Consider the following 22,162-nt stretch of genomic DNA (forward strand, 5'->3'; position numbering starts at 1 on the left):
ATAATGGAACATTATATTAGTCTACTAATTCGTTCTGTTTTCATTGAAAACATGGCGTTATCCTTTTTCCTCGGTATGTGTACTTTCTTAGCAGTATCAAAGAAAGTTAAAACTGCTATGGGACTCGGTGTTGCCGTTATCGTGGTACTGGCAATTTCAGTTCCCGTTAACCAAATTATCTATCAAGGCATTCTTGCTCCAGGCGCTTTAGCTTGGGCGGGTGTTCCAGATGCGGATTTGAGCTTCTTGAAGTTCATCACCTTTATCGGTGTTATCGCAGCTTTGGTGCAAATCCTTGAGATGGCATTGGATAAGTATTTTCCGCCGTTATATAACGCGTTGGGGATCTTCCTACCGCTAATCACTGTTAACTGTGCCATTTTCGGTGCAGTCTCTTTCATGGTTGAGCGTGACTACAACCTGACTGAAAGTTTAGTGTTTGGTATTGGTTCTGGTATCGGTTGGGCATTAGCACTTGTCTTGCTTGCTGGTATCCGTGAGAAGTTAAAATATGCTGATGTTCCTAATGGGCTTCGCGGACTAGGTATTACCTTTGTTACCGCTGGTTTGATGGCTCTAGGTTTCATGTCGTTCTCTGGTGTGTCTCTGTAAAGAGGCACCTAACGACGTCTTAATTTGAACCTTTAAGGATAAGTTAATGGGTATTCTTGAATCTACTCCAATCGATGTGTATCTCGGTGTGAGTATGTTTACCGCAATTGTATTGGTTTTAGTTTTGGTTATTTTGTTTGCCAAATCAAAGTTAGTACCAAGCGGAGATGTCATCATCGGCATCAACGATGATGCAGGAAAAGCAATTACAACTGCTGCAGGTGGCAAGCTACTAGGTGTGTTAGCAGAGAGCGGTATTTTCGTCTCGTCTGCTTGTGGTGGTGGTGGTACTTGTGGTCAGTGTAAAGTACACGTTAAATCAGGTGGTGGTGATATTCTGCCGACTGAGATGGATCATATTAGCAAAGGTGAGGCTCGTGAGGGCTGCCGTTTATCTTGTCAGGTAAACGTAAAAGCTGATATGGAAATCGAATTAGAAGAAGAGATTTTCGGTGTTAAAAAGTGGGAGTGTGAAGTTATCTCAAACGATAGCAAAGCCACTTTCATTAAAGAACTTAAGCTTCAAATTCCTGGTGGCGACTCAGTACCTTTCCGTGCTGGTGGTTACATTCAGATTGAAGCACCAGCGCACCACGTTAAATATGCAGATTATGATATTCCTGCAGAATATCGTGGTGACTGGGAGCACTTTGGTTTCTTTAACCTTGAGTCTCAAGTTGAAGATGAAACAATCCGTGCATATTCAATGGCGAACTATCCTGAAGAGGAAGGTATCATCATGTTGAACGTACGTATTGCGTCTCCTCCGCCGCGTAACCTTACGCTGCCTTGCGGTAAGATGTCATCGTACATCTTTAGCCTAAAAGCGGGCGATAAGGTCACTATTTCGGGTCCATTTGGTGAGTTTTTTGCGAAACAAACTGATGCTGAAATGGTCTTTATCGGTGGTGGTGCTGGTATGGCGCCAATGCGTTCACATATCTTCGATCAGCTTAAGCGTCTTAACTCAAAGCGTAAGATTAGCTTTTGGTATGGTGCCCGTTCTAGTCGTGAAATGTTCTATGTTGAAGACTTTGATGGCCTAGCGGCTGACAATGACAACTTCAAGTGGCATGTCGCACTGTCGGACCCACAACCTGAAGATAACTGGGATGGTTACACAGGCTTCATTCATAACGTGTTGTTTGAAAACTACCTACGTGATCATGACGCACCAGAAGATTGTGAATTCTATATGTGTGGCCCACCAATGATGAACGCTGCTGTTATTAGTATGCTTAAAGATCTTGGTGTCGAAGATGAAAACATCCTACTTGATGACTTCGGTGGCTAACCCCTCTCTAATTGGAGATCTAGGTCATAATGTTTAAGACCTTAGTAAACTGGCTGGCCCTTATCGGGTTAGCCTTTTTTATTTCAGGATGTAGTAAACCTACTGAAGTAATTTCACTGTCTGGTAACACAATGGGCACAACTTATCATATTAAAGTTGTGCGCAGCGAGTCGCTACCAGATGTTCAACTCTTGCAGGCTGAAATTGATATGGCACTTGAAAAAGTGAACGATCAAATGTCAACCTATCGACCAAGTTCTGAGTTGTCTCAATTTAATCAACTGACACGTAATGTACAGATGGAAGTCTCTGCTGATACCGCTAAAGTGGTGGCGGAAGGACTCAGGCTCTACAAGATTACCGATGGCGCGCTTGATATTACTTTAGGCCCGCTTGTTAACTTGTGGGGCTTTGGGCCCGATAAACGGCCAACGACTATTCCGTCTGCAGAGATGATAAGCGAAGCAAAAAGCCGTACAGGCATAGAGTCTCTATCGCTAAGCGGCAATAAGATGAGTAAGCAAAATCCTGATCTTTATGTCGATCTGTCTTCGATTGCAAAAGGCTTTGGTGTTGATAAAATAGCGGCACTATTAGACAAGTATCAACCAATGGGTTATTTGGTTGAGATTGGCGGTGAGATTAGTCTGCGTGGAACAAAAGCTGATGGTACTTTGTGGCGTATTGCAATAGAGCAACCAGGGGATGCCAGCAGTGGTATTCAGCAAGTCATTTCGCCTGAAAACATGGCGATGGCAACTTCTGGAGATTATCGTAACTATTATGAAGAGGAGGGCAAACGCTTCTCTCATTTAATTGATCCGCGCAGTGGCTACCCAATTGACCACAGATTAGCATCTGTCACTGTGCTGCATGCCGAGTCAATGGTTGCTGATGGTTACGCTACTGCGATGATGGTTTTAGGGACTCAGGCGTCACTAGAACTTGCTAATCGCGAGCATCTTGCGATAATGCTAATAGAAAAGCAGGAAGATGGCTTTAAAGTTTTTTATAGTGAGGCTTTTAAACCTTTCGTCACTCAGTAGTTGGAGTCGAATATGAGCACATTTATAGCGGCATTTGTCGCGTTACTCGCATTTTTTTTCTTAATGTCGATAGGCTATCTTGTTAAGAGACAGGTGGTGGCAGGAAGCTGCGGTGGTCTAGGCGCGCTAGGAATTGAGAAAGCATGTGATTGTGATGATCCATGTGACAAACGTAAGGCCAAAATGGCTGAACAGGAACGTCGTGAAAAACTAGAACAGAACAGAATTATCTAAGTTCGTGTTAGCGACGGTTATTAAGGCTCCTCTTGAGGGGCCTTTTTTATATTTTTATTGTTAGCACTAGACACTTTTATCCGCGATTTAACCGCTGAACATCCACTTTCAAGACCGGTAAACCCACAGCACTCCCCATTCAATACACTAGTTTTGCTCGATAAAATCCAGAATTAACGACGTACTCTCCAATTAGGAATTGTAGTGCTAATGATAATGGTTACCTTTTATAAATAATTGAAATATAAGGTTAATTTGTTTTTGTGTGTTTTTTGTTCTAGGCTGTAGTTATTGATATAGATCAATTTTACTAAGGATGAGCAGATGAAAGGACAACCCAAGGTCATTAGCCAGCTAAACAAAGTGCTGACCAGTGAATTGACCGCAATCAACCAATACTTCCTCCATGCCCGAATGTTTAAAAACTGGGGATTGGGTGAGCTAAATGAAAAAGCTTATAAAAAATCAATCCAAGACATGAAGCATGCCGACAAGGTCATTGAACGTATTTTGTTCCTTGAAGGGCTGCCAAACCTACAGCAATTAGACAAAATCCGTATTGGTGAGCATAGCCAAGAGATGCTGGAATGCGACAAAGTGATGCTAGAAGAGCAACTTGTTTCATTGCGAGAAGCAATTGCTCTATGCGAACAGTCAGCTGACTATGTCAGCCGCGACATGCTAGAAGATCTGTTAGAAGATGAAGAGGAGCATTTGGATTGGCTTGAAGCCCAGCTAGAGCTTATTTCACTGACAGGCATTCAAAACTACTTACAATCGAAAATGGACTAACCGGAGATTTTTATGAAAGGCAATAAAGATGTCATCGACACATTAAACAAACTGCTCACCGGTGAGTTGTCGGCAATGGATCAATATTTCGTACATGGACTGATGTACGAAGATTGGGGCCTGAATGAACTGCATGAACGGATCTCTCATGAATCTGATGATGAGCGTGAACATGCTAAGAAGCTAGTGCAACGTATCTTGTTTTTAGAAGGTACTCCTGATGTTGCCAGTCGTGAGCCGCTCAATATCGGAAAAGATACCGAACAGATGCTCAAGAACGACTTAGCATACGAGTATCAAGTCGCTGATAATTTGCGTGTGGCAATTGCATTATGTGAACAGAAAAAAGATTACCAGAGTCGTGAGATTTTAGAGGTCTTGCTCGAAGAGACCGAATCGGACCATATGTATTGGTTAGAGAAACAGTTAGGCCTGATTGATAAAGTCGGTTTAGCTAATTATCTGCAAAGTAAAATGTAGCCTGCTATTTTTACAATAGATAGATGACTTAGTAGGCACCAGAGCTTCGACTAGTGATGGTGCCTAATGCTTTCTATCGTTATTGCCTAGACTTTTCTATTGCCCATCTTTGTGTTTTCCCCACGGCTGTACAGCGAATATTCAGCTTCTCTAAGTTACTATTATTCTCCAATCTAATACTAATAATTAGTGGCGCTGTTGGTTTTTTAGACTAATATTAAAGTGCAGTAGTGTGATTAATTCGATAGTTAATTTAAAAGAAAACGTGAACAGCATTTGAGAAGAAAGGAGAGATTATGATTATTACAGGCAATAGCAACGCATATGAAAGTGAAAATCAGCTAACAATCGAACGTCTTCTTGGTAAGATTGAACGACTAGAGCAACAACTTGAGTTGGCTCAATCTGGAAATCGTCGTTCACAGGCAATGCACAAAGCTAACACGAATAAATCTGCACTTTCTGCAGATGAAATCTCAATGCTGACAACTCTATTTTAATCTTTAGGTTTCTTCAGTTGTGCTCTGTTTAGTTCTCTAACTGTCCAAATTATATTTTTAAAGCATCTTGTTCCGCGATTATACACTCACAAACCTTATCATGGTTTTTCACTTGCATATCATTAGCTAATGTTATTGGCTACTGCGATTAATCCTCTTTGTTCTCAGTGAACCCCTAATTAAGCTGCTAGTAATTAATGTTGTGCTTTGTGCTTTAATCTTGTCAAATTTCTGTTAAATTCATTATTCCTAAAAAATATAATTATAAAGGAATATAGGATGCATTGGTTTAAACGCTCGCTAAGTATGCAGCTCGTTGTGGCAATTGTTGGGGCTTTGGCGGTACTTTTTACCCTCGTTGCATTGTTCTTAGTTAAAAATGAAAGTGCCAGTACTCGTCAGCAAATCGACAACGACCTAAGCGGTCTAGTACTACTTAAATCTAACGAAGTTCGCAGCTATTTTGTCGCTAAAGGTCAATTGATCCACGCCGTCTTTGCTGATCCTATGGTGTTAGAATGGTTCGGTAAATATGATAGTCGTTCAAGAGACCTCTCTTCAGATAAACAATACCAAGCTATTGTTGACTACTTTAAATTTTTCTCAGATAAAGATAACGACATTAAGTCGGTGTTTTTCGGCTCCGCGAATACCTTTGAGTACTTTGACCTTAATGGTCGCTACAACGATAGTGAGTACTACACTAACAAACGCCCATGGTGGCAAGAAGCCATTGATCAAAACGGCATGTTTGTCGGTGATCCTGCCGTAGATGCTAACGACGGATCAATCTCGGCAACAGTGAAAACAGTTGTAAAAGATCAGTCCGGTCGGTTTATTGGCATTGGGGGGATGGATATATTAATCGACACCATAGGTAGTGAACTACTAGCGCCGATTAAATACCAAGGATCAGGCCAGGCCTTCTTGATTACCGATGCAGGTAAATTGGTCTACTTTCCTGGCTTTACTGAACAATTCCCACCAGGCTCTGATGTTGCAAAAGTGGATAGCCAATTTAGAGACACCAAAGGCTTTAGTACTTTAAGCCAACAAATGCAGTCACAAACCTCTGGTTTTACCGAAGTCACTTTTAAAGGTGAGCAGCAAAGAGTGAGTTTTGTGGAAGTGGGGGGGGATTTCCCCGAACAGAAATGGCATTTGGCGTTCATGTTGCCAACGGCGGTCATTGAGGCTCCGGTAACCGATGCCATCATCAACTCCATTTTGCTCTCTTGTTTGATCATGCTTCTTGTCGGTGTAACGGTGTGGGGAATGTTGCTTCCGTTTAGAAAACAGATCAATAACTTACTTCGAGCGATGGAGGATATTGCTGAAGGCGATAATGATTTAGCGAAGCGTATCCAAATGGACCGAGAGGATGAACTTGGACAACTGGGTGCTGCATTCAATCGATTCGCAGCAAAAGTTCAGGGAATGCTACAAGATACTCGAGACTTAACATTAGAAGTTGAACACGGCGTTTCAGCCGCGTCTGAAGTCAGTGAACGAGCGCTTAACTCCGTCGCGCAACAGAAAGCGGAGATAGCCTCTGTTGCAACTGCTGCCACCGAGATGGCGCATACTAGCCAAGAGATGGCAGCAAGTGCACAACGTGCCAGCGACTTTGCCGATAAGGCACAGGCTGAATCGATAGAGGGTGGAGCCATCGTTGCGCAAGCGACTCAAGGTATGCAGTCTTTATCGTTACAGGTGATTGAAGCTGCTAAAGTGGTTAAGCAATTACGCACACGCTCTGAGCAAATAGGTGAAGTCCTCAATGTCATCAGAGGCATTGCAGAACAAACCAACTTGTTAGCACTTAACGCGGCTATTGAAGCCGCAAGAGCGGGTGAGCAAGGGCGTGGTTTTGCGGTTGTGGCTGATGAGGTGCGTACGTTGGCCTCGCGCACTCAAGATTCAACCGCAAATATCCAAGAGATTATTCAGACGTTACAACAAAATGCTAATGAAGCTGAGCAAGTGATGGAAGCAGGAGTCGAGCAGGCTAATATTGGTCAGGATCTCACTGCTAAAGTTGAGCTTGCGCTCGATAACATTACTGGTGCCATTGGCGCTATTCAGCAACAAACTATCGAAATATCGGCAGCTGTTGGTCAGCAAGCGGTGGTCGCTGAAGAGGTGGCGTGCAATGTAGAAAATGTACGCGCTTTATCAGATGACTCTTTGGCGGCAAGTGAAGAGCTATCACGTAACTTTGACAGCTTTGCACGAGTAACAGAGTCATTGTCGAGTAATATTAAGCAGTTCAAAATCTAATATTCTGCAGTATTGAGCATGAGATAGAGCTCGAGATTAAACTCAAAAACGGAGTCCATTGGCTCCGTTTTTTGATCCAATACATAAGTATTAATACGTCTCCACTGCCGCTGAAAGCACTATTTAGTTAACTTTTCTTGAGTACTGTTTTTATATACAGTAATATCTGCGGTAGAGGGCTTAAGATTGAAAAAAATAATTCATGTCGATATGGACTGCTTTTACGCTGCAGTAGAGATGCGTGATTTTCCAGAGTTGAGAGGCAAACCCATTGCTGTGGGTGGAAGGAGTGATCGCCGTGGTGTGATCAGTACTTGCAGCTATGAGGCCAGAAAATTTGGCGTGCGCTCAGCAATGGCATCAGGTTATGCACTTAAGCTTTGTCCTGATCTCATCTTAGTGCCTGGCAGGATGCAGGTATATAAAGACGTTTCCAGTCAAATTCGCGCGGTGTTTGCTAAATATACCAGTCTCATTGAACCACTCTCATTAGATGAAGCCTATTTAGATGTAACCGATAGTCCACATTGCCACGGTTCAGCAACATTGATGGCTAAAGCTATCCGCGATGATATCTATGCCGCTACTGGGCTTACTGCGTCAGCTGGCATTGCACCGGTTAAGTTTCTTGCAAAGATTGCTTCGGATCTGAATAAGCCAAATGGTCAGTACTTGATTCGGCCAGACCAAATAGACGAATTTGTAAAAACATTACCGCTGATTAAAATACCAGGGGTCGGCAAAGTCACGGCTAAAAAGTTAGCCGATATCGGTCTACATACCTGCAGTGACGTGCAAGCATATCCGGATAATAAGCTCGTAGAGCGATTTGGAAAGTTTGGTTCTGTGTTGATAGAAAGGGCAAAAGGCATCGATAACAGAGGCATATCCCCCAACCGAGAGCGTAAATCTGTTGGCGTTGAAACTACATTAGCCAAAGACATACATACATTAGAGCAGTGCAAAGCCGTTATGCCGCAACTTATTCAAGAGTTAGGGGCAAGGGTGGGTCGCAGTGCCAAAAAGCGCACCATTCACAAACAAGTAGTAAAGCTTAAGTTTGATGATTTTAAACAAACCACCATAGAGCACCGCAGCGATGAGGTGTCGGTTAATTTGTTTTATCAATTATTAGCGCAAGCCTTGGAAAGGCAGCAAGGTAGAGGTATTCGTTTGTTAGGTGTTGCCGTTGGGTTGGCGTCTAGTACATCGAATGACGATGAGGTGCAAACAGCTGCTCCACAGATGAACTTAGGGTTTTAATCACATGGTTTAAACCAAGGACTTTTAAACAAGGGCTGTAGAACGAATATGTTAATCACCTTATTTTAATGCCTTTGTTGGTCAGCGTTAGTGTCTGCAAAAGTACTCATCGAAAAAAGCCGCTAAACAGTTAGCGGCTTTTTGGCTTGTGCGTTTGACTCATCGCACAGGTTATAGGCAAATTTAGCTGCCTTTAACGGGTGTGCGCTCAAGTACCGCTAACAATAGTTTCCAGTATTGGCCAACAGTGGTGATGTTAACTTTTTCATCTGGGCTGTGTGGGTAGCGAATGGTCGGGCCAATAGAAACCATGTCCATCTCAGGGTAAGGCTTTTTAAATAAACCACACTCAAGACCAGCATGGATCACCATAATTGTTGGCTCTTTTTTATAGATGTCGGCATATGTTGCTCGAACACTTTCCATTACTGGTGAGCTGTTGTCAGGTTTCCAGCCAGGATAAGCACCGCTAAATTCAACGTTGGCCCCCGCAAGGTTACTCAAAGAGGTTAATACGCCTTCTATCTCCTCGCGGCCAGAGTCTATTAATGAACGGATAAGACAAAGAATTTGAACAGAATCCGTTTCAGTACTGATGACACCGACATTAAGAGAGGTTTCTGTTACGCCTTCAACTTCGTCACTCATACGCACTACGCCGTTAGGGCAGGCATTAAGGACATCGATTAATATCTGCTGAGAGTCTTCACTCATCACCTTTGTTTCGGCAGGGATCTCAGTCAATGTCAACGTAGTGTCAGGATCTGCAATCGCAAGCTCTTGGCGAACTAAGGCTTGGAATTCATTAATGCGCTGCTGCAGAAGGCTCACGTTTTCAGCTGGGATCATAAAGCTAAACTGTGATTCACGCGGGATAGCGTTACGTAGCGAACCACCAGTGAAGTTTGTCAGCTCAAGTGCAAGTTCATCACTATGATCAAATAGAAATCTAGCGAGTAACTTATTGGCATTACCGCGACCCAAATGAATGTTTACGCCTGAATGACCACCTTTGAGGCCCGCTATCGATAGCGTAAAGCTTGAATTTGTAGGTTCAGGAGATTGCCACACCATAGGAACACTGATTTGACCATCTACACCGCCAGCGCAACCCATGTAGATCTCGCCTTCTTGCTCAGAGTCTGTGTTGATAAGAATTTCAGCTTCAAGCATGCCAGCTTCTAAGCCAAATGCACCTGTCATGCCGGCTTCTTCATCGATAGTCAATAAGACTTCAAGTGGACCATGGGCAATATCATCAGCGCCTAGGATAGCTAATGCTGAAGCCATACCGATGCCATTATCAGCACCTAACGTAGTGCCTCTTGCTTTAACCCAGTCACCATCAACGTAAGCATCGATAGGATCTTTTTCAAAATCATGCACTTTATCGGCATTCTTTTGTGGAACCATATCGATATGGGCTTGCAGTACCACTATTTTACGATCCTCCATGCCCGCAGTTGCAGGTTTTTTGATGATCAAGTTACCGACTTTATCTTCAATAACGGAAAGCTGCTTGTCTTTTGCCCATGCTTGAATGTGCTCACTCAAAGCTTGTTCATGCTTTGATGGGTGTGGAATAGCACAGATTTGTTCGAACCATTGCCATAGTGCTTGTGGTTGTAGCTGGTTTAGTGCGGTCACAGAAAATTCCTCTATATCTAAGATTATCACTAGAGCGCTGGTGCGCTGGAGGCTGAAAATGGCAATATTCTATCATAGTCTTTGTTTGCGCAAGAGGGGTTTACTCCGCTTTACCTGATGACTGTCAGCAGAAGTTGCCAGATCAGTTTTTAAGCACAATTAAGTCGTTGGTAATCTGTGCTCAATAGGACAATAATGCCAGCAATTAAAAATAAAAAGGAAGGGTTATGGCTGCTGTAAAATTTGTTGATGTTGTCGATAAAGAGGCAATTTTTGAAGGTAACGGTTGGGATGCGCTGGTGGTGGTTTCCGCCGATCTTAAATCTATAAAAGTGGATGAAGTGGCAATGCTGGCTGATCATGGCCAAAAAGTCGATCAACGTGTCGGCAAGTCAGTGACATTGTTGTTTGCGCCAGGTATGGCGGGTGGACGCTTAGTCATTGCGCCAGTGTCGAAGGCAACTGATGAGTATGAGGATGTTAGAGTTTTTGCTGATGCGGCACGTCAGGGGATTAGAGTCGCCAAAGAGGCGGGTGCAAAACGGCCGTTGTTGCTTGTTAACGGTATTGCAGAGGCGCGCTATCAAAAATCGGTTGAGGTCGCTGCTTTAGCTTGTGGTCAAGAACTATGGCAAGCGTTAGAACTGCGAGAAGCGGGTGGAGCAGATGAGGAGTTAGAGTGCATTGGTTTATTGAGTGATGCGCATAATGCTGAGACGTTAACAGCGATTGAAGAGGGACGTACTTTAGCCAGAGATCTATGCGGTACTGAACCTGAGCGTATGTCAGCTCCTGCATTTGCAGATTACTGTTTAACGGCACTCACCGATAGTGGCTTAACCATCTCAGTGGTAGAAGACAGAGATATTCTAGAACGTGATTACCCGCTGTTAAGCGCGGTAGGTCGTTCATCTTTTGCAGTGCTTAGGCATCAACCTCGTGTGGTAAAGCTTGAATATGTCGGTGAAGGCGATATTGAGCGTACCTTCCTCTTTGCAGGAAAAGGGGTTGTTTATGACACGGGCGGTGCTGATTTGAAAGTGGGCGGTTCTATGGCGGGAATGAGCCGCGACAAAGGTGGCGCTGCTGCCGTTGCGGGCTTGATGAAAACCGTGAGTATGCTTAAACCTAAAGGTATACGTATTATTGCTGAGTTAGGATTAGTACGAAATAGTATTGGTAGTGAAGCGTTTGTCACAGATGAAATTATCGCGAGTCATGCTGGTCTTCGAGTTCGAATTGGTAATACCGATGCCGAGGGCCGACTGGTGCTAGCCGATTTACTGTCTCATCTGCGCATCAAAGCGGAGTCTGCCGTTCACCCTGAAATGTTTTCTGTGGCAACCTTAACCGGGCATGTTGTGCGTTGTTTTGGTGGTTATACTGCGGCGGTAGAAAATAGTGTGGCTAAGCAAGCTAATGTGGCTGAACGTATGCAGCAACAAGCGGCTGTGTGGGGCGAACCTATAGAAGTGTCACAATTGCGTCGAGATGACTTTAGCAAAATAGTGGATCCATCTGGCGCTGCAGACATGCTTTCGTCAAATAATGCTCCCTCGTCTATTACAGCTCGAGGGCATCAATACCCTGCCGCGTTTTTAATCCAGGCATCGGGTTTAAGCCGTCATGGCTTGAGTAGTGCTAAGCCTATCGCTTATACACATTTAGACATTGCAGGCAGTGCCACAGAAGGGCACCCACAATACGGTAGCCCAACGGCAACGCCTTTGGTCGGGCTATTTAACTATATGGTCGATAGTCAGTAATTTTCAGAAGCCGACTACAATGTCGGCTTTTTACGGGGTATTGGTGTAATTAAATTACGTAAAAAGCGCTTTTGCAGCTTTTTTGATAGAAATACTTGTAATAAAATTACATTTCGTTATAATGATTCTCGTTGATTAGGCAGGTGCCTAATCAAGCTAGTCTATCCAGGATGGATAATTCTCCAAGGAATCGAGCGACAAGTTGACTTTGCTTAACCCAAGATGGGTTGTAACAAAAAGCATAGTATTTGGAATTCAACTTAGTTAGGAGTATTGATTATGTCTTTTACAATGAGTAGCACTATTTATTCGCAGAGCTTTTGGTTAAACACAGATGCTTTGCGTGGTGGTATATACACCATGGCATACAAGGGCTAATCCTTCTTGTAGGCTTTTAGTTTTCATCATATTTATTGCGCCTTTTAGGTGCTTATAGACCAAGTTGTGAATTGATCATCAATTTGCAATTGATTACCGCTAGCGCGTTAACCAATTTCCAGTAGGAACACTTGAATACGTCTTGCCCACTCTATGAGTGGGCTTTTTTTTATCTGTTGGTTTGCTACATGATAATTCATCAGGTTGAACGTTAGTGATTATCGTTGTTTAATCGTAATTTTTTTGATCTTAAACTGTTAACATTTAAAGGCGGGCCTACAAAAACAGCTGTTTTTGTGATTTAGACACACAATTGGTGTGGTTAAATTACCGTTAAAGCCTGTTTTTGGCATTATTTGTAATTAATAGTTGTAATTAAATTACAAAAACCTATAATAGCAACTCTTGGTTAGGGTTAATACCTACCAAGGTTAGTCTATCCAGGAAGGATAATTCTCCAAGGAATCGAGCGACAAGTTGACTCATCAGTTTAATTGGACTCAACCCCGTAATTAAATTGATTTGAGTATTTTTTACAACTTTGTTTAGGAGTAATGATTATGTTATTTACAGCTAGTAGTACTATTTATTCGCAAAGCTCTTGGTTAAATACAGATGTTTTGCGTGGCGGTTTATTCGCCATGACTTTTTAGGGCTAACCCTCCTTTAAAGTAGTTCCATATCCATCAACCTTATAGCACCTTCTGGGTGTGTTTAGACGCAAGTTGTGTATTGACCTTGTTGATACGCCATTGATTAACGCTAGCGCGCTAACCGATTTCCGATTGGAACACTTGAATATGTCTGCCTGCTCTTTGAGCAGGCATTTTTTTGCCTAAAATTTGGCAAAAGGTAAATTTTCTACATCTACATCTACATCTTCATCAGATTATTGATATCTCATTGTTATTTTCATTAAGGCACGGCGTGACGGCCGATAAAGTCGTGGCGCTTCGCCCACACCAGAGCCAAGGGGCAAAGCGCTTGTACCTTTGACAATCCCTCAGCGCCCCGGCGAAATTTAAACAGCGAAATTTCCAACGGGGAAGATTAGATTCTGCACGTTTGGTTAATGTATTTAAGCCATGATATTTACTGAAAGATTGCTATTTCTTATTTGAAGGCTGATAACTAAAATGCTGATAGTTTGCGCTTTTCGAAACCAGTGTAGACGAGGCTGAGGCCTTCGGAAACATGGCCAATGCTGTTCCAGACAGAATTTGGCATTTCCTCCCTCCATGGAGGTCAGACGTTTTCGTTGAGCCCACAGGGATTTGTTCACGGCGAGCCTCTGTTGCGTCTGCACATACGGTCGTTCATTCACATCCATGTCATTACGACATTCGCACATCCATGTGCAGCACAACCGCAGGTCATTGGAACCACTATAGTCAGCAGCGAACGCATTTATGCCCCAAAGCGTGTTCTGCGCTATTGATAATGACATATCTAATGTCAGACACCGTAGAACATGGCTTTAACTATTGAGAAAGGCGAAAGAAAGACCTGATTCTAGGCACATTTTGGAAATGTGGCTAAAGTGCACGATCACCACTCATCGGGTAAAGCGGTTGGAATACCATCCTAGCGGTATCATTAGCGTTAGGCCTATTCTCTAATTCTCAAGAGCAGGCCATTGACTTAAATGGAATTCACTAAGGTGAGTTTTATCGCAATGAGCATTAATATAAATCCAGCCCCTTTATCAATTTTTTGTTTATGCCGATTGAAGCGAGGCAGTATATTTGGGTGCGATAACAGTAATACAACCCCAATGTACCAGGTAAAATGTGCCAACATGATGATTAGGCCATAACCTATTTGCATTATTAGCGGGGTATCGAGTGACACCACCTGAGTAAAAATACTTAAGAAAAATATGGATGTTTTAGGATTTAATATATTGCAGGTAAAACCTAAGCGCATCGCTGCAAAGGGTGACATTTGAACTGTTTGGTTGTTTTGGTCTGTATTTAAAAGCGCGCGCGTTGTTAATAACTGCCAAGCAATATAAATAAGATAAGCGGCTCCTAGATATTTTATTGAATTGAATAACCATGCCGAATTTGAAATTATGACGGCTAATCCTGCAATTGAATAACTGGCATGAATACAGACAGATAAACACATACCTAAGCTAGTATATAAACCTGCCAAACGGCCATTGTAAATACTTGTACGGGTTACCATCACAAAATCAGCTCCAGGTAACACAGCCATAAAAATAGCAATGGTACTTACTGCAATAATTTCTGCCATATAAGTATTTATTAACAACTCCATCTTTACCTCTCATTATTTAGAATATGCCTACATCTACGTATGTATTACGCTACACCTATGTTAATTTATGAGAGATTTAAAACAATACTCCCATTTGTAAAAGGACCTGTGCCTAATGGACACAAATAAAATAATCCCTTTGTTACCCGATATGGCGATTTTGGTCACTGTTGTTGAGCAGGGAAACTTTAGTAAAGCCGCCAGAAAACTTGGGGTAACCCCCTCAGCTGTGAGCCGCCAAATTAGCCGGTTAGAAGATGCATTAGGCATCAAACTATTACAACGTACTACGCGACAACTTGCGTTAACGGAGTCTGGGAAAATTACTTTTGATTATTGTAAACAGATGGTTGAGTCTGCAGAGCAAGCGGTTAATGCCAGTACCTCAGCCACATCGACGGTGAGTGGATTATTGAGAGTGGCAGCACCCAAATCGCTAGCGAGTCGGGTATTAAGACCACTCTTTGTTGAGTTTTTAAAATGTTACCCAGATATTCAGTTACATCTAAAAGTGACCGACCGTGTTTTAGATCCTATTCATGATGGTGTCGATTTTTTGATCCACATTAATGACAATCCCATTGAAGCATTGGTCAATGTTAAAATTGGTCGCGTTGAACTGGTGTTATGTGCCAGTCCTGATTTCCTTGAAAACCATGCACTGCCTACACATCCAGATGATTTAAAATATCTACCATGCCTTTGTTTAGGTGAAAATATGGCCGACAATCGTTGGCGATTTAGCAATGAAAATCAACAAGCAACCGTGCACGTGACGGGATCATATTTGCTTAACCACAGTGAAATGCGTTGTGATGCTATTGAGCAGGGCTTTGGTGTTGGAGGTTTGCCAGATTACATCGCGCAGCAGGGTATCGAAACGGGGAAACTAATTCCGTTATTGAAAGATTGGCAGTTACAAGGCAATTATCACGGTGACATTTGTCTGCAGTATGTGCAAAGTAAATATATGCCAAATAAAAACCGCGTGTTTATCGATTTTATGAAACAAAAGTTACTTGTAATTGAATCGGATTAAACATCTAGTGTAGTGGCCACTGAATTAGAACTCCTCCCATACCGTGCTCCTTGGTGTTACAGAACTTAACCATACTAATTGCAATGTGCATCCTAAAGTTTGGAGCTTAAAATCTAACAAACTTTTATCTAAAAATGAATTAGGAAGGGGGGACTTTTTGGCTCCAAAATAATCAAGTTCTATTGCTAATAGACAATTTAATCTAACCCAGTCACTACTTTCTTGCCAATAAATCCTGCTGTAAAACTATCAAAAAGGCCTTAATAATTAGGCTATTCCAACCGTTTTTAAATGACTAGCCTCAATTATTATCTGCCCGTATAATCGGCTAAAAATAGGCTTTGTTAACAGTGCGTCAACATTAGCCATAACAATATTTCCTACAGAATAAAATCAAGGAACCTTGTTCCATGCTAGAAAAAATATTCAAACTGAAAGAAAATCAAACTTCGTTAAAACAAGAGGTTATTGCTGGATTAACCACTTTTTTAACCATGGCTTATATCATCTTTGTTAACCCTATGATGTTAGCTGATGCGGGAATGGATCACGGTGCAGTGTTTGTTGCCACCTGTTTAGCCGCCGCGATTGGTTGCTTGGTTATGGGAATAGTCGCTAATTATCCGATTGCGCTGGCACCTGGAATGGGTTTAAACGCTTTTTTCACCTACACGGTGGTAGGTGAAATGGGTTATTCATGGGAAACCGCGTTAGGCGCTGTTTTTCTTTCAGGGATCTGCTTTTTAGTGCTGTCGCTGGTGCGTATTCGTGAATGGATTGTGAACAGTATTCCGATGTCTTTGCGCTTAGGCATTGCCGCAGGTATCGGTTTGTTCTTAGCACTGATTGGTTTGAAAAATGCTGGGATTGTCGTTGCTAACCCTGCGACGTTGGTGACGATGGGCGATGTGACAGCATTCCCAGCGGTGATGGCAGCACTTGGATTTTTCTTGATCATTGCCATGGTGCATAGAGGGATGAAGTCTGCGGTCATTATTAGCATTTTAGCGGTAACTGGGCTGGGGCTGTTATTTGGCGATGTGCAGTATCAGGGGTTAGTGGCTATGCCGCCATCAATCATGCCGACATTTATGAAGATGGATCTATCGAGTGTGCTAGAAGTGAGCATGCTGTCGGTGGTATTCGCTTTTCTATTTGTCGACCTGTTTGATACTTCAGGGACATTAGTTGCGGTTGCGCAGCGTGGGGGCTTTTTAGATGACAAAGGCAAATTGCCACGCTTAAACAGGGCGCTAATGGCAGACAGTACCGCGACGATAGCAGGGGCGATGCTTGGGACGTCTACAACCACCAGTTATATTGAAAGTACGGCGGGTGTGAGTGCGGGCGGCAGAACGGGCCTAACTGCGGTCGTGGTTGGGCTGCTATTTTTGGGGGCTCTGTTTATGTCTCCTTTAGCAGGTATGGTGCCAGCATACGCCACAGCCGGAACGTTATTCTATGTGGCCATTTTGATGATGTCTGGTCTGGTGCATGTGGAATGGGAAGATATTACCGAAGCAGCTCCAGTCGTTGTGGTTTGTATTTTAATGCCACTGACGTTTTCAATCGCTACCGGTATCGCCATGGGCTTTATCTCTTACGCTGTGATCAAATTGATGAGCGGCCGCTATAAAGATTTAAGTTTTGGCGTGGTTATTCTGGCGGCGCTGTTTGTGGCTAAGTTTATGTATGCTTAAGGGCGTTGCAAACTCAAACATTACTGCAATTTGACACGATAAATGATAAAGCCACCTAGTGTGGTTTTTTGCCTGCAATAAAACTTACGCCACTTTTGACCATATATAGCAGGTTGAAGATAATGACGGCTGTAGCCATTACAGTCTAATTTTTGCAGATACGCTTGGCCGCGGTTTAGATGCTTTGTTCCGACTCAATAAATGTCTTCTTATCTATCCAAGATCGCTATCAACTCTTCAGCAGTCATCGCACTTGCGTACTGGTGTGACAATAAGCATGACCCTAACGATTTATGCATCAGGAGTTTTAGCTCCTCTTTGCTAATTGCTTTCCCTAGGGTTAACATTAATGCCATGACTTAATGGGTATGTACTGAGTTCGATATACGTTGCCTCATATGAGGTGACAATTAGACTTGGATCTTACACTCACAAATAGATCTCAATCAAAATTTGAATTGATATTCTGCATATCTTGCTATTGATTGCCAACAATGACTCATTGGAATACTTATCATGTCGTTGATTTTACTTTTAACCCAACAGATGAGCCTTTACCTCGTGATGGTCTATCTTGTCAGTAAAACCCCTTTATTCAAGTTCTTTGCAGAAGCTGCCACCCGGTTGCCTCACAAAATATTCATTTACCTGATTTTTTCAGGCTTTTGCATCATGGCAACCTACTTTGGTGAACAAACAAACGATGCTATTGCCAATACCCGTGCCATGGGTGCCGTCTTAGGCGGGCTGTTAGGCGGTCCGGTGACCGGTTTTTTAGTCGGACTCACGGGAGGATTACACCGATACAGTTTGGGAGGTTTTACCGATATGGCCTGTGCCATCTCTACGACTCTCGAAGGGTTTTCTGCGGGCATAGTCAGTCTTTATTTACGCAGGCAAGACAAAAGTGAACTGATTTACGCCCCCTTGTTGGTTTGCTTGGTAACCTTTTGTGCTGAAATGCTTCAGATGGGGGTGATTTTACTCGTCGCTCAACCTTTTGATGATGCATGGCACCTAGTCAAACAGATAGCCCTACCTATGCTCTTAGTTAACTCCATCGGTGCAGCCCTGTTTATGAGTATGGTAAGAGATCAAAAAACCATGTTCGACAAACTCTCATCCGCATTCTCAACTCAAGCTTTAAAAATAGCCGAGCGAAGTGTCGGACTATTATCGAAGGGATTCAATCAAGAAAGTAGCACTCAGGTTGCCCAAATCATCATCGAAGAAACCCACGTCGGAGCCGTTGCGATAACCGATAGAGAGCACCTGCTGGCCTTTATAGGAACCGGTGCCGACCATCATATTCCTGGCACGCCGATATCATCGAAAATAACTCAAGATGCCATCGATAATAATTGTGTCATGTTTGCCGATGGGGTCAATATGGCTTACTCCTGTTCTATCTCGCCACAATGTAGACTAGGCTCCAGCTTAGTGATCCCACTTCGTTGTGAAAATGAGGTCATTGGCACCATTAAACTTTACGAGCCAAAGAACAAGCTATTTCTCAACATTAACCGAACGCTGGGTGAAGGCATTGGTCGATTATTGTCGAACCAAATCTTATTTGGACGCTTCGAACGTCAACAAAATATGCTCACTCAGGCAGAGTTGAAGTTATTGCAGGCACAAGTTAATCCTCACTTCCTCTTCAATGCGCTCAATACCATCGCAGCCATCACAAAAAGAGATCCCTTAAAGGCAAGGCAACTGATCCAACAATTATCTCAATTTTTAAGAATTAACCTCAAACGCACCACAGGCCTCGTGACTCTTTCTGACGAACTTGAACATATAGATTCATATCTGACTATCGAGAAAGCACGCTTTCTCGATAAGCTAAACGTTGAGATAGATATCCCTGAACGTCTATTACCTTTTCGCCTGCCCGCATTTACCTTACAACCCATCATTGAAAATGCTGTAAAGCATGGTACCAGCCATATGCTAGAGCGGGGTCTTATAAGCGTTACTGGCAAGATCCACGATGATTTATTAATATTAGAGGTAATCGATAATGCAGGGCTATACAAGTTAGATAACAATTCGGAGGGGCTGGGGATGAATTTGGTTCATAAACGAATACAAAATCAGTTTGGATCTGAATTTGGTATAGATGTTGATTGTCGCAAAGATGAATACACCAAAGTCAGTATTAAGCTGCCATATACGGAAACCCACACGTGATCACATCACTAATTATCGATGATGAGCATTATGCTCGAGAAGAGTTAGCCGACCTACTGAGTGAAAGCTCAGATATAGAGGTTATTGGGCAATGCAGTAATGCTATCGAAGCATTACAGATGATCACAAAACTAAAGCCACAATTGATCTTTCTGGACATTCAAATGCCAAGGATCACCGGTATTGAACTCATTGGTATGCTGGATCCCGACATCATGCCACGTATCGTTTTTGTAACCGCTTACGATGAATTTGCCATCAAGGCCTTCGATAATCACGCCTTCGATTATCTGTTAAAACCCATCGATGAAAAACGGCTTCAACAGACATTAAATCGCGTCAGAAAAGATCTTAAACCAAGATCTGTCAGTATTCTTACACCTGAGCAGTTAACTCATCTCCCTTGTTATAGCGGAAGTAAGCTTAAGGTGATATCGATTAAAGAGGTAGAGTTTGTATTCAGCGATCTCTGTGGTGTTCATGTTGCAACTGATAAGGAGCAAGTACATACGCATTTGACCTTAAAAGTGCTGGAAGAAAAAACCTCATTAATCAAATGTCATCGACAGTACCTGATAAGTCCTGAAGCCATATCTGAAATAGAGATCCAGGAAACCGGAGCCGAAGTCACAACAGGCTCAGGCGCTAAAGTGCCTGTTTCAAGGCGTTACTTAAAACCACTGAAGCAGATATTCGGTTTCCTATAGTCTGTTGGGGTTTTTAGCCGAATCCTATGCTATAAAATGTTTGTCGAAAGCAACGACAGCAGTCGGAGCTTATTAAGCTCTGGCTTCAAAAGGTTTAACATTTCGGCAAACAACCCGTCAGATCTGTAACAAGGCAAAACCACTTAGGGTCGATATAAAACCGTTAACCCTCTCAATCTGACCACTTACCTTATTCTCCATTTTCTAAATGACAAACCTCTTTACACTGACTGCAATTCAAAATGGGGGAGTGTAATTATGATGTGGTTTCTAATGTGTGTCGGCCTGCTTATTGGTGGATATTTTATCTATGGTGCTTTCGTAGAGAAGGTCTTCGGTATCAATGCTCAACGCCAAACACCGGCATTTACTAAAACAGACGGCGTTGATTTCGTGCCGATGTCCAAGGGTAAGGTCTACCTTATTCAACTGCTCAATATCGCAGGTGTAGGACCCATCTTTGGCCCTATTCTCGGTGCTCTTTATGGCCCCGCCGCCATGCTATGGATTGTCTTCGGTTGTATTTTTGCCGGTGCCGTTCATGATTACTTTTCCGGTATGTTGTCTGTTCGTAATAATGGTCAGTCAGTTCCGAATCTTGCAGGTAAATACTTAGGTAAAGGCGCAAAGCACTTTATGAATGTATTTGCCATCATCTTATTATTACTTGTCGGTGTGGTATTTATTTCGGCGCCCGCAGGACTACTAGGAAAGCTTACCGGTTGGGACGTATCAATCTTCCTCGGCGTTATCTTTGCTTACTATCTTATCGCTACCATTGTACCTGTCGATAAGATCATCGGTAGGCTCTATCCATTCTTCGGTGCGCTGCTGCTCTTTATGTCAATCGGTCTGACTATTGCCATCATGGTCTCGAGTGAATACACACTATTGCCTGGCTTCGAAGCTGGCGACTTCCTGACTAACCTTAATCCTAATGATATGCCTTTGTGGCCTGCATTATTTATTACTATTGCCTGTGGTGCAGTATCGGGCTTCCATGCGACTCAATCTCCTTTAATGGCTCGCTGTGTCGAAAGTGAAACGAACGGTCGCTTTGTTTTCTTCGGCGCGATGATAGGTGAAGGTGTCATTGCGCTTATCTGGTGTGCCATTGCTCTCTCTTTCTTCGGTGGCGTTGAAGGCCTTAACGAAGGGATGGCGGGTAACCCGGCAAACGTTGTATATGAAGCATCTACTGGGCTTCTGGGTACCGTCGGTGGCTTTATGGCAATCTTAGGCGTTATTGTCCTGCCTATCACCTCTGGCGATACAGCCTTTCGCTCAGCTCGTTTAATTCTGGCTGAATTTTTCAAAATACCACAGACTGAATTACCTAAGCGTTTAATGCTAGCCGTCCCCTTATTCATCATGGGGGCAATTCTGACTCAAGTTGACTTCGGTGTTATCTGGCGCTACTTCGGGGTCGCAAACCAAACTACTGCGGTCATGATGCTATGGACAGCCTCTGCATACTTGCTGCGACACAACAAGTTCCACTGGATCTGTACGGTACCGGCCATGTTCATGACGACAGTAGTGATTAGCTTCCTGTTGAGCTCACACACCTTAGGTGCAGGGCTGCCTATAACGATTTCAACCATAGCGGGACTTGTCTCTACCGCTGTCATTACCTCATTGGTGATGATCAAGACAAAGGGCAAAGGTGATGAAGGAGTTATCGAAGAAGCTTAACATTTGCCCGTTTAGCTTAGGCCATCTAAATGCCAGTCATGTGACTGTAACGCCGTTCATTTAATGATTTATCGCGCGGTTGACTGATGTTCTAGATGCTTAAAAATCCGAGTCCTATCTCTAGGTCTCGGGTTTTTTTATGTCAGTTTGCCAAGCTTTTTAACTGTTCAATAAATTTAAACCAATTCAAACCAATTCAAGTTGAATCGCTCAATGCCTTACGACCTCTAGAATTGAGCAAGCTCGGGTGTTC

17 protein-coding genes are annotated in these 22,162 nt (G+C 43.0%); 15 read left to right on the plus strand and 2 right to left on the minus strand.

Annotated elements, in window-relative coordinates; translation table 11 throughout:
- The first annotated feature begins 3 nt into the window (after positions 1-3).
- The 9 genes from nqrE (at position 4) to dinB (ending at position 8,501) form a co-directional block, all read left to right on the plus strand.
- The gene (gene nqrE / locus L2729_RS09820; protein WP_101089960.1) at positions 4-612 is read left to right on the plus strand and encodes an NADH:ubiquinone reductase (Na(+)-transporting) subunit E; all 609 of its coding nucleotides are present in this window, start codon (positions 4-6) and stop codon (positions 610-612) included.
- 46 nt (positions 613-658) lie between these two features.
- On the plus strand, positions 659-1,906 hold the full coding sequence (nqrF, locus tag L2729_RS09825; protein WP_101089961.1) for an NADH:ubiquinone reductase (Na(+)-transporting) subunit F: 1,248 nt from the start codon (positions 659-661) through the stop codon (positions 1,904-1,906).
- Positions 1,907-1,935: 29 nt separating this feature from the next.
- Positions 1,936-2,952: an FAD:protein FMN transferase gene (locus L2729_RS09830; RefSeq protein ID WP_248988100.1), complete on the plus strand. Its 1,017-nt coding sequence runs from the start codon at positions 1,936-1,938 to the stop codon at positions 2,950-2,952.
- A gap of 12 nt (positions 2,953-2,964) precedes the next feature.
- Positions 2,965-3,186, plus strand: a complete 222-nt coding sequence (nqrM, locus tag L2729_RS09835) for a (Na+)-NQR maturation NqrM (RefSeq protein WP_101089963.1) — start codon at positions 2,965-2,967, stop codon at positions 3,184-3,186.
- Positions 3,187-3,510: 324 nt separating this feature from the next.
- Positions 3,511-3,978 carry a bacterioferritin gene (bfr, locus tag L2729_RS09840; RefSeq protein WP_248988101.1) on the plus strand — a complete coding sequence of 156 codons (468 nt, stop codon included), beginning with the start codon at positions 3,511-3,513 and terminating at the stop codon, positions 3,976-3,978.
- 12 nt (positions 3,979-3,990) lie between these two features.
- On the plus strand, positions 3,991-4,458 hold the full coding sequence (bfr, locus tag L2729_RS09845; RefSeq protein ID WP_248988102.1) for a bacterioferritin: 468 nt from the start codon (positions 3,991-3,993) through the stop codon (positions 4,456-4,458).
- Between the two features lie 296 nt (positions 4,459-4,754).
- Positions 4,755-4,958, plus strand: a complete 204-nt coding sequence (locus L2729_RS09850; protein ID WP_248988103.1) for a hypothetical protein — start codon at positions 4,755-4,757, stop codon at positions 4,956-4,958.
- A gap of 279 nt (positions 4,959-5,237) precedes the next feature.
- On the plus strand, positions 5,238-7,238 hold the full coding sequence (locus L2729_RS09855; protein WP_248988104.1) for a methyl-accepting chemotaxis protein: 2,001 nt from the start codon (positions 5,238-5,240) through the stop codon (positions 7,236-7,238).
- A 186-nt stretch (positions 7,239-7,424) separates the two neighbouring features.
- Positions 7,425-8,501 (plus strand): DNA polymerase IV, encoded by a 1,077-nt coding sequence (dinB, locus tag L2729_RS09860; RefSeq protein WP_248988105.1) that lies wholly within the window; start codon positions 7,425-7,427, stop codon positions 8,499-8,501.
- 183 nt (positions 8,502-8,684) lie between these two features.
- Here the strand turns inward: dinB and L2729_RS09865 are convergent, their stop codons facing one another.
- Positions 8,685-10,148, minus strand: coding sequence for an aminoacyl-histidine dipeptidase (locus L2729_RS09865; RefSeq protein WP_248988106.1), 1,464 nt, complete (start codon positions 10,146-10,148; stop codon positions 8,685-8,687).
- 227 nt (positions 10,149-10,375) lie between these two features.
- Between L2729_RS09865 and L2729_RS09870 the strand changes: the two genes are divergently transcribed.
- Positions 10,376-11,914: a M17 family metallopeptidase gene (locus L2729_RS09870; RefSeq protein ID WP_248988107.1), complete on the plus strand. Its 1,539-nt coding sequence runs from the start codon at positions 10,376-10,378 to the stop codon at positions 11,912-11,914.
- Between the two features lie 2,019 nt (positions 11,915-13,933).
- On the opposite strand, the gene L2729_RS09875 is transcribed toward L2729_RS09870, so the two are convergent.
- Positions 13,934-14,575, minus strand: coding sequence for a LysE family translocator (locus L2729_RS09875; RefSeq protein WP_248988108.1), 642 nt, complete (start codon positions 14,573-14,575; stop codon positions 13,934-13,936).
- A gap of 115 nt (positions 14,576-14,690) precedes the next feature.
- On the opposite strand from L2729_RS09875, the gene L2729_RS09880 reads away from it, so the two are divergent.
- From L2729_RS09880 to L2729_RS09900, 5 genes are all read left to right on the plus strand, one after another.
- Positions 14,691-15,614, plus strand: coding sequence for a LysR family transcriptional regulator (locus tag L2729_RS09880; protein WP_248988109.1), 924 nt, complete (start codon positions 14,691-14,693; stop codon positions 15,612-15,614).
- Between the two features lie 410 nt (positions 15,615-16,024).
- A complete protein-coding gene (locus L2729_RS09885) occupies positions 16,025-17,314 on the plus strand; it encodes an NCS2 family permease (protein ID WP_248988110.1) in 1,290 nt (429 codons plus the stop codon).
- A 516-nt stretch (positions 17,315-17,830) separates the two neighbouring features.
- Positions 17,831-19,507, plus strand: a complete 1,677-nt coding sequence (locus L2729_RS09890; RefSeq protein WP_248988111.1) for a sensor histidine kinase — start codon at positions 17,831-17,833, stop codon at positions 19,505-19,507.
- Positions 19,504-20,214 carry a two-component system response regulator BtsR gene (gene btsR, locus L2729_RS09895; RefSeq protein WP_248988112.1) on the plus strand — a complete coding sequence of 237 codons (711 nt, stop codon included), beginning with the start codon at positions 19,504-19,506 and terminating at the stop codon, positions 20,212-20,214. Before L2729_RS09890 ends, btsR begins: the two co-directional genes overlap by 4 nt.
- 258 nt (positions 20,215-20,472) lie before the next feature.
- Positions 20,473-21,909 carry a carbon starvation CstA family protein gene (locus L2729_RS09900; protein ID WP_248988113.1) on the plus strand — a complete coding sequence of 479 codons (1,437 nt, stop codon included), beginning with the start codon at positions 20,473-20,475 and terminating at the stop codon, positions 21,907-21,909.
- The last annotated feature ends 253 nt before the right edge of the window (positions 21,910-22,162 follow it).

The sequence above is a fragment of the Shewanella gelidimarina genome (genome assembly GCF_023283945.1).
GTDB lineage: Bacteria > Pseudomonadota > Gammaproteobacteria > Enterobacterales > Shewanellaceae > Shewanella > Shewanella gelidimarina.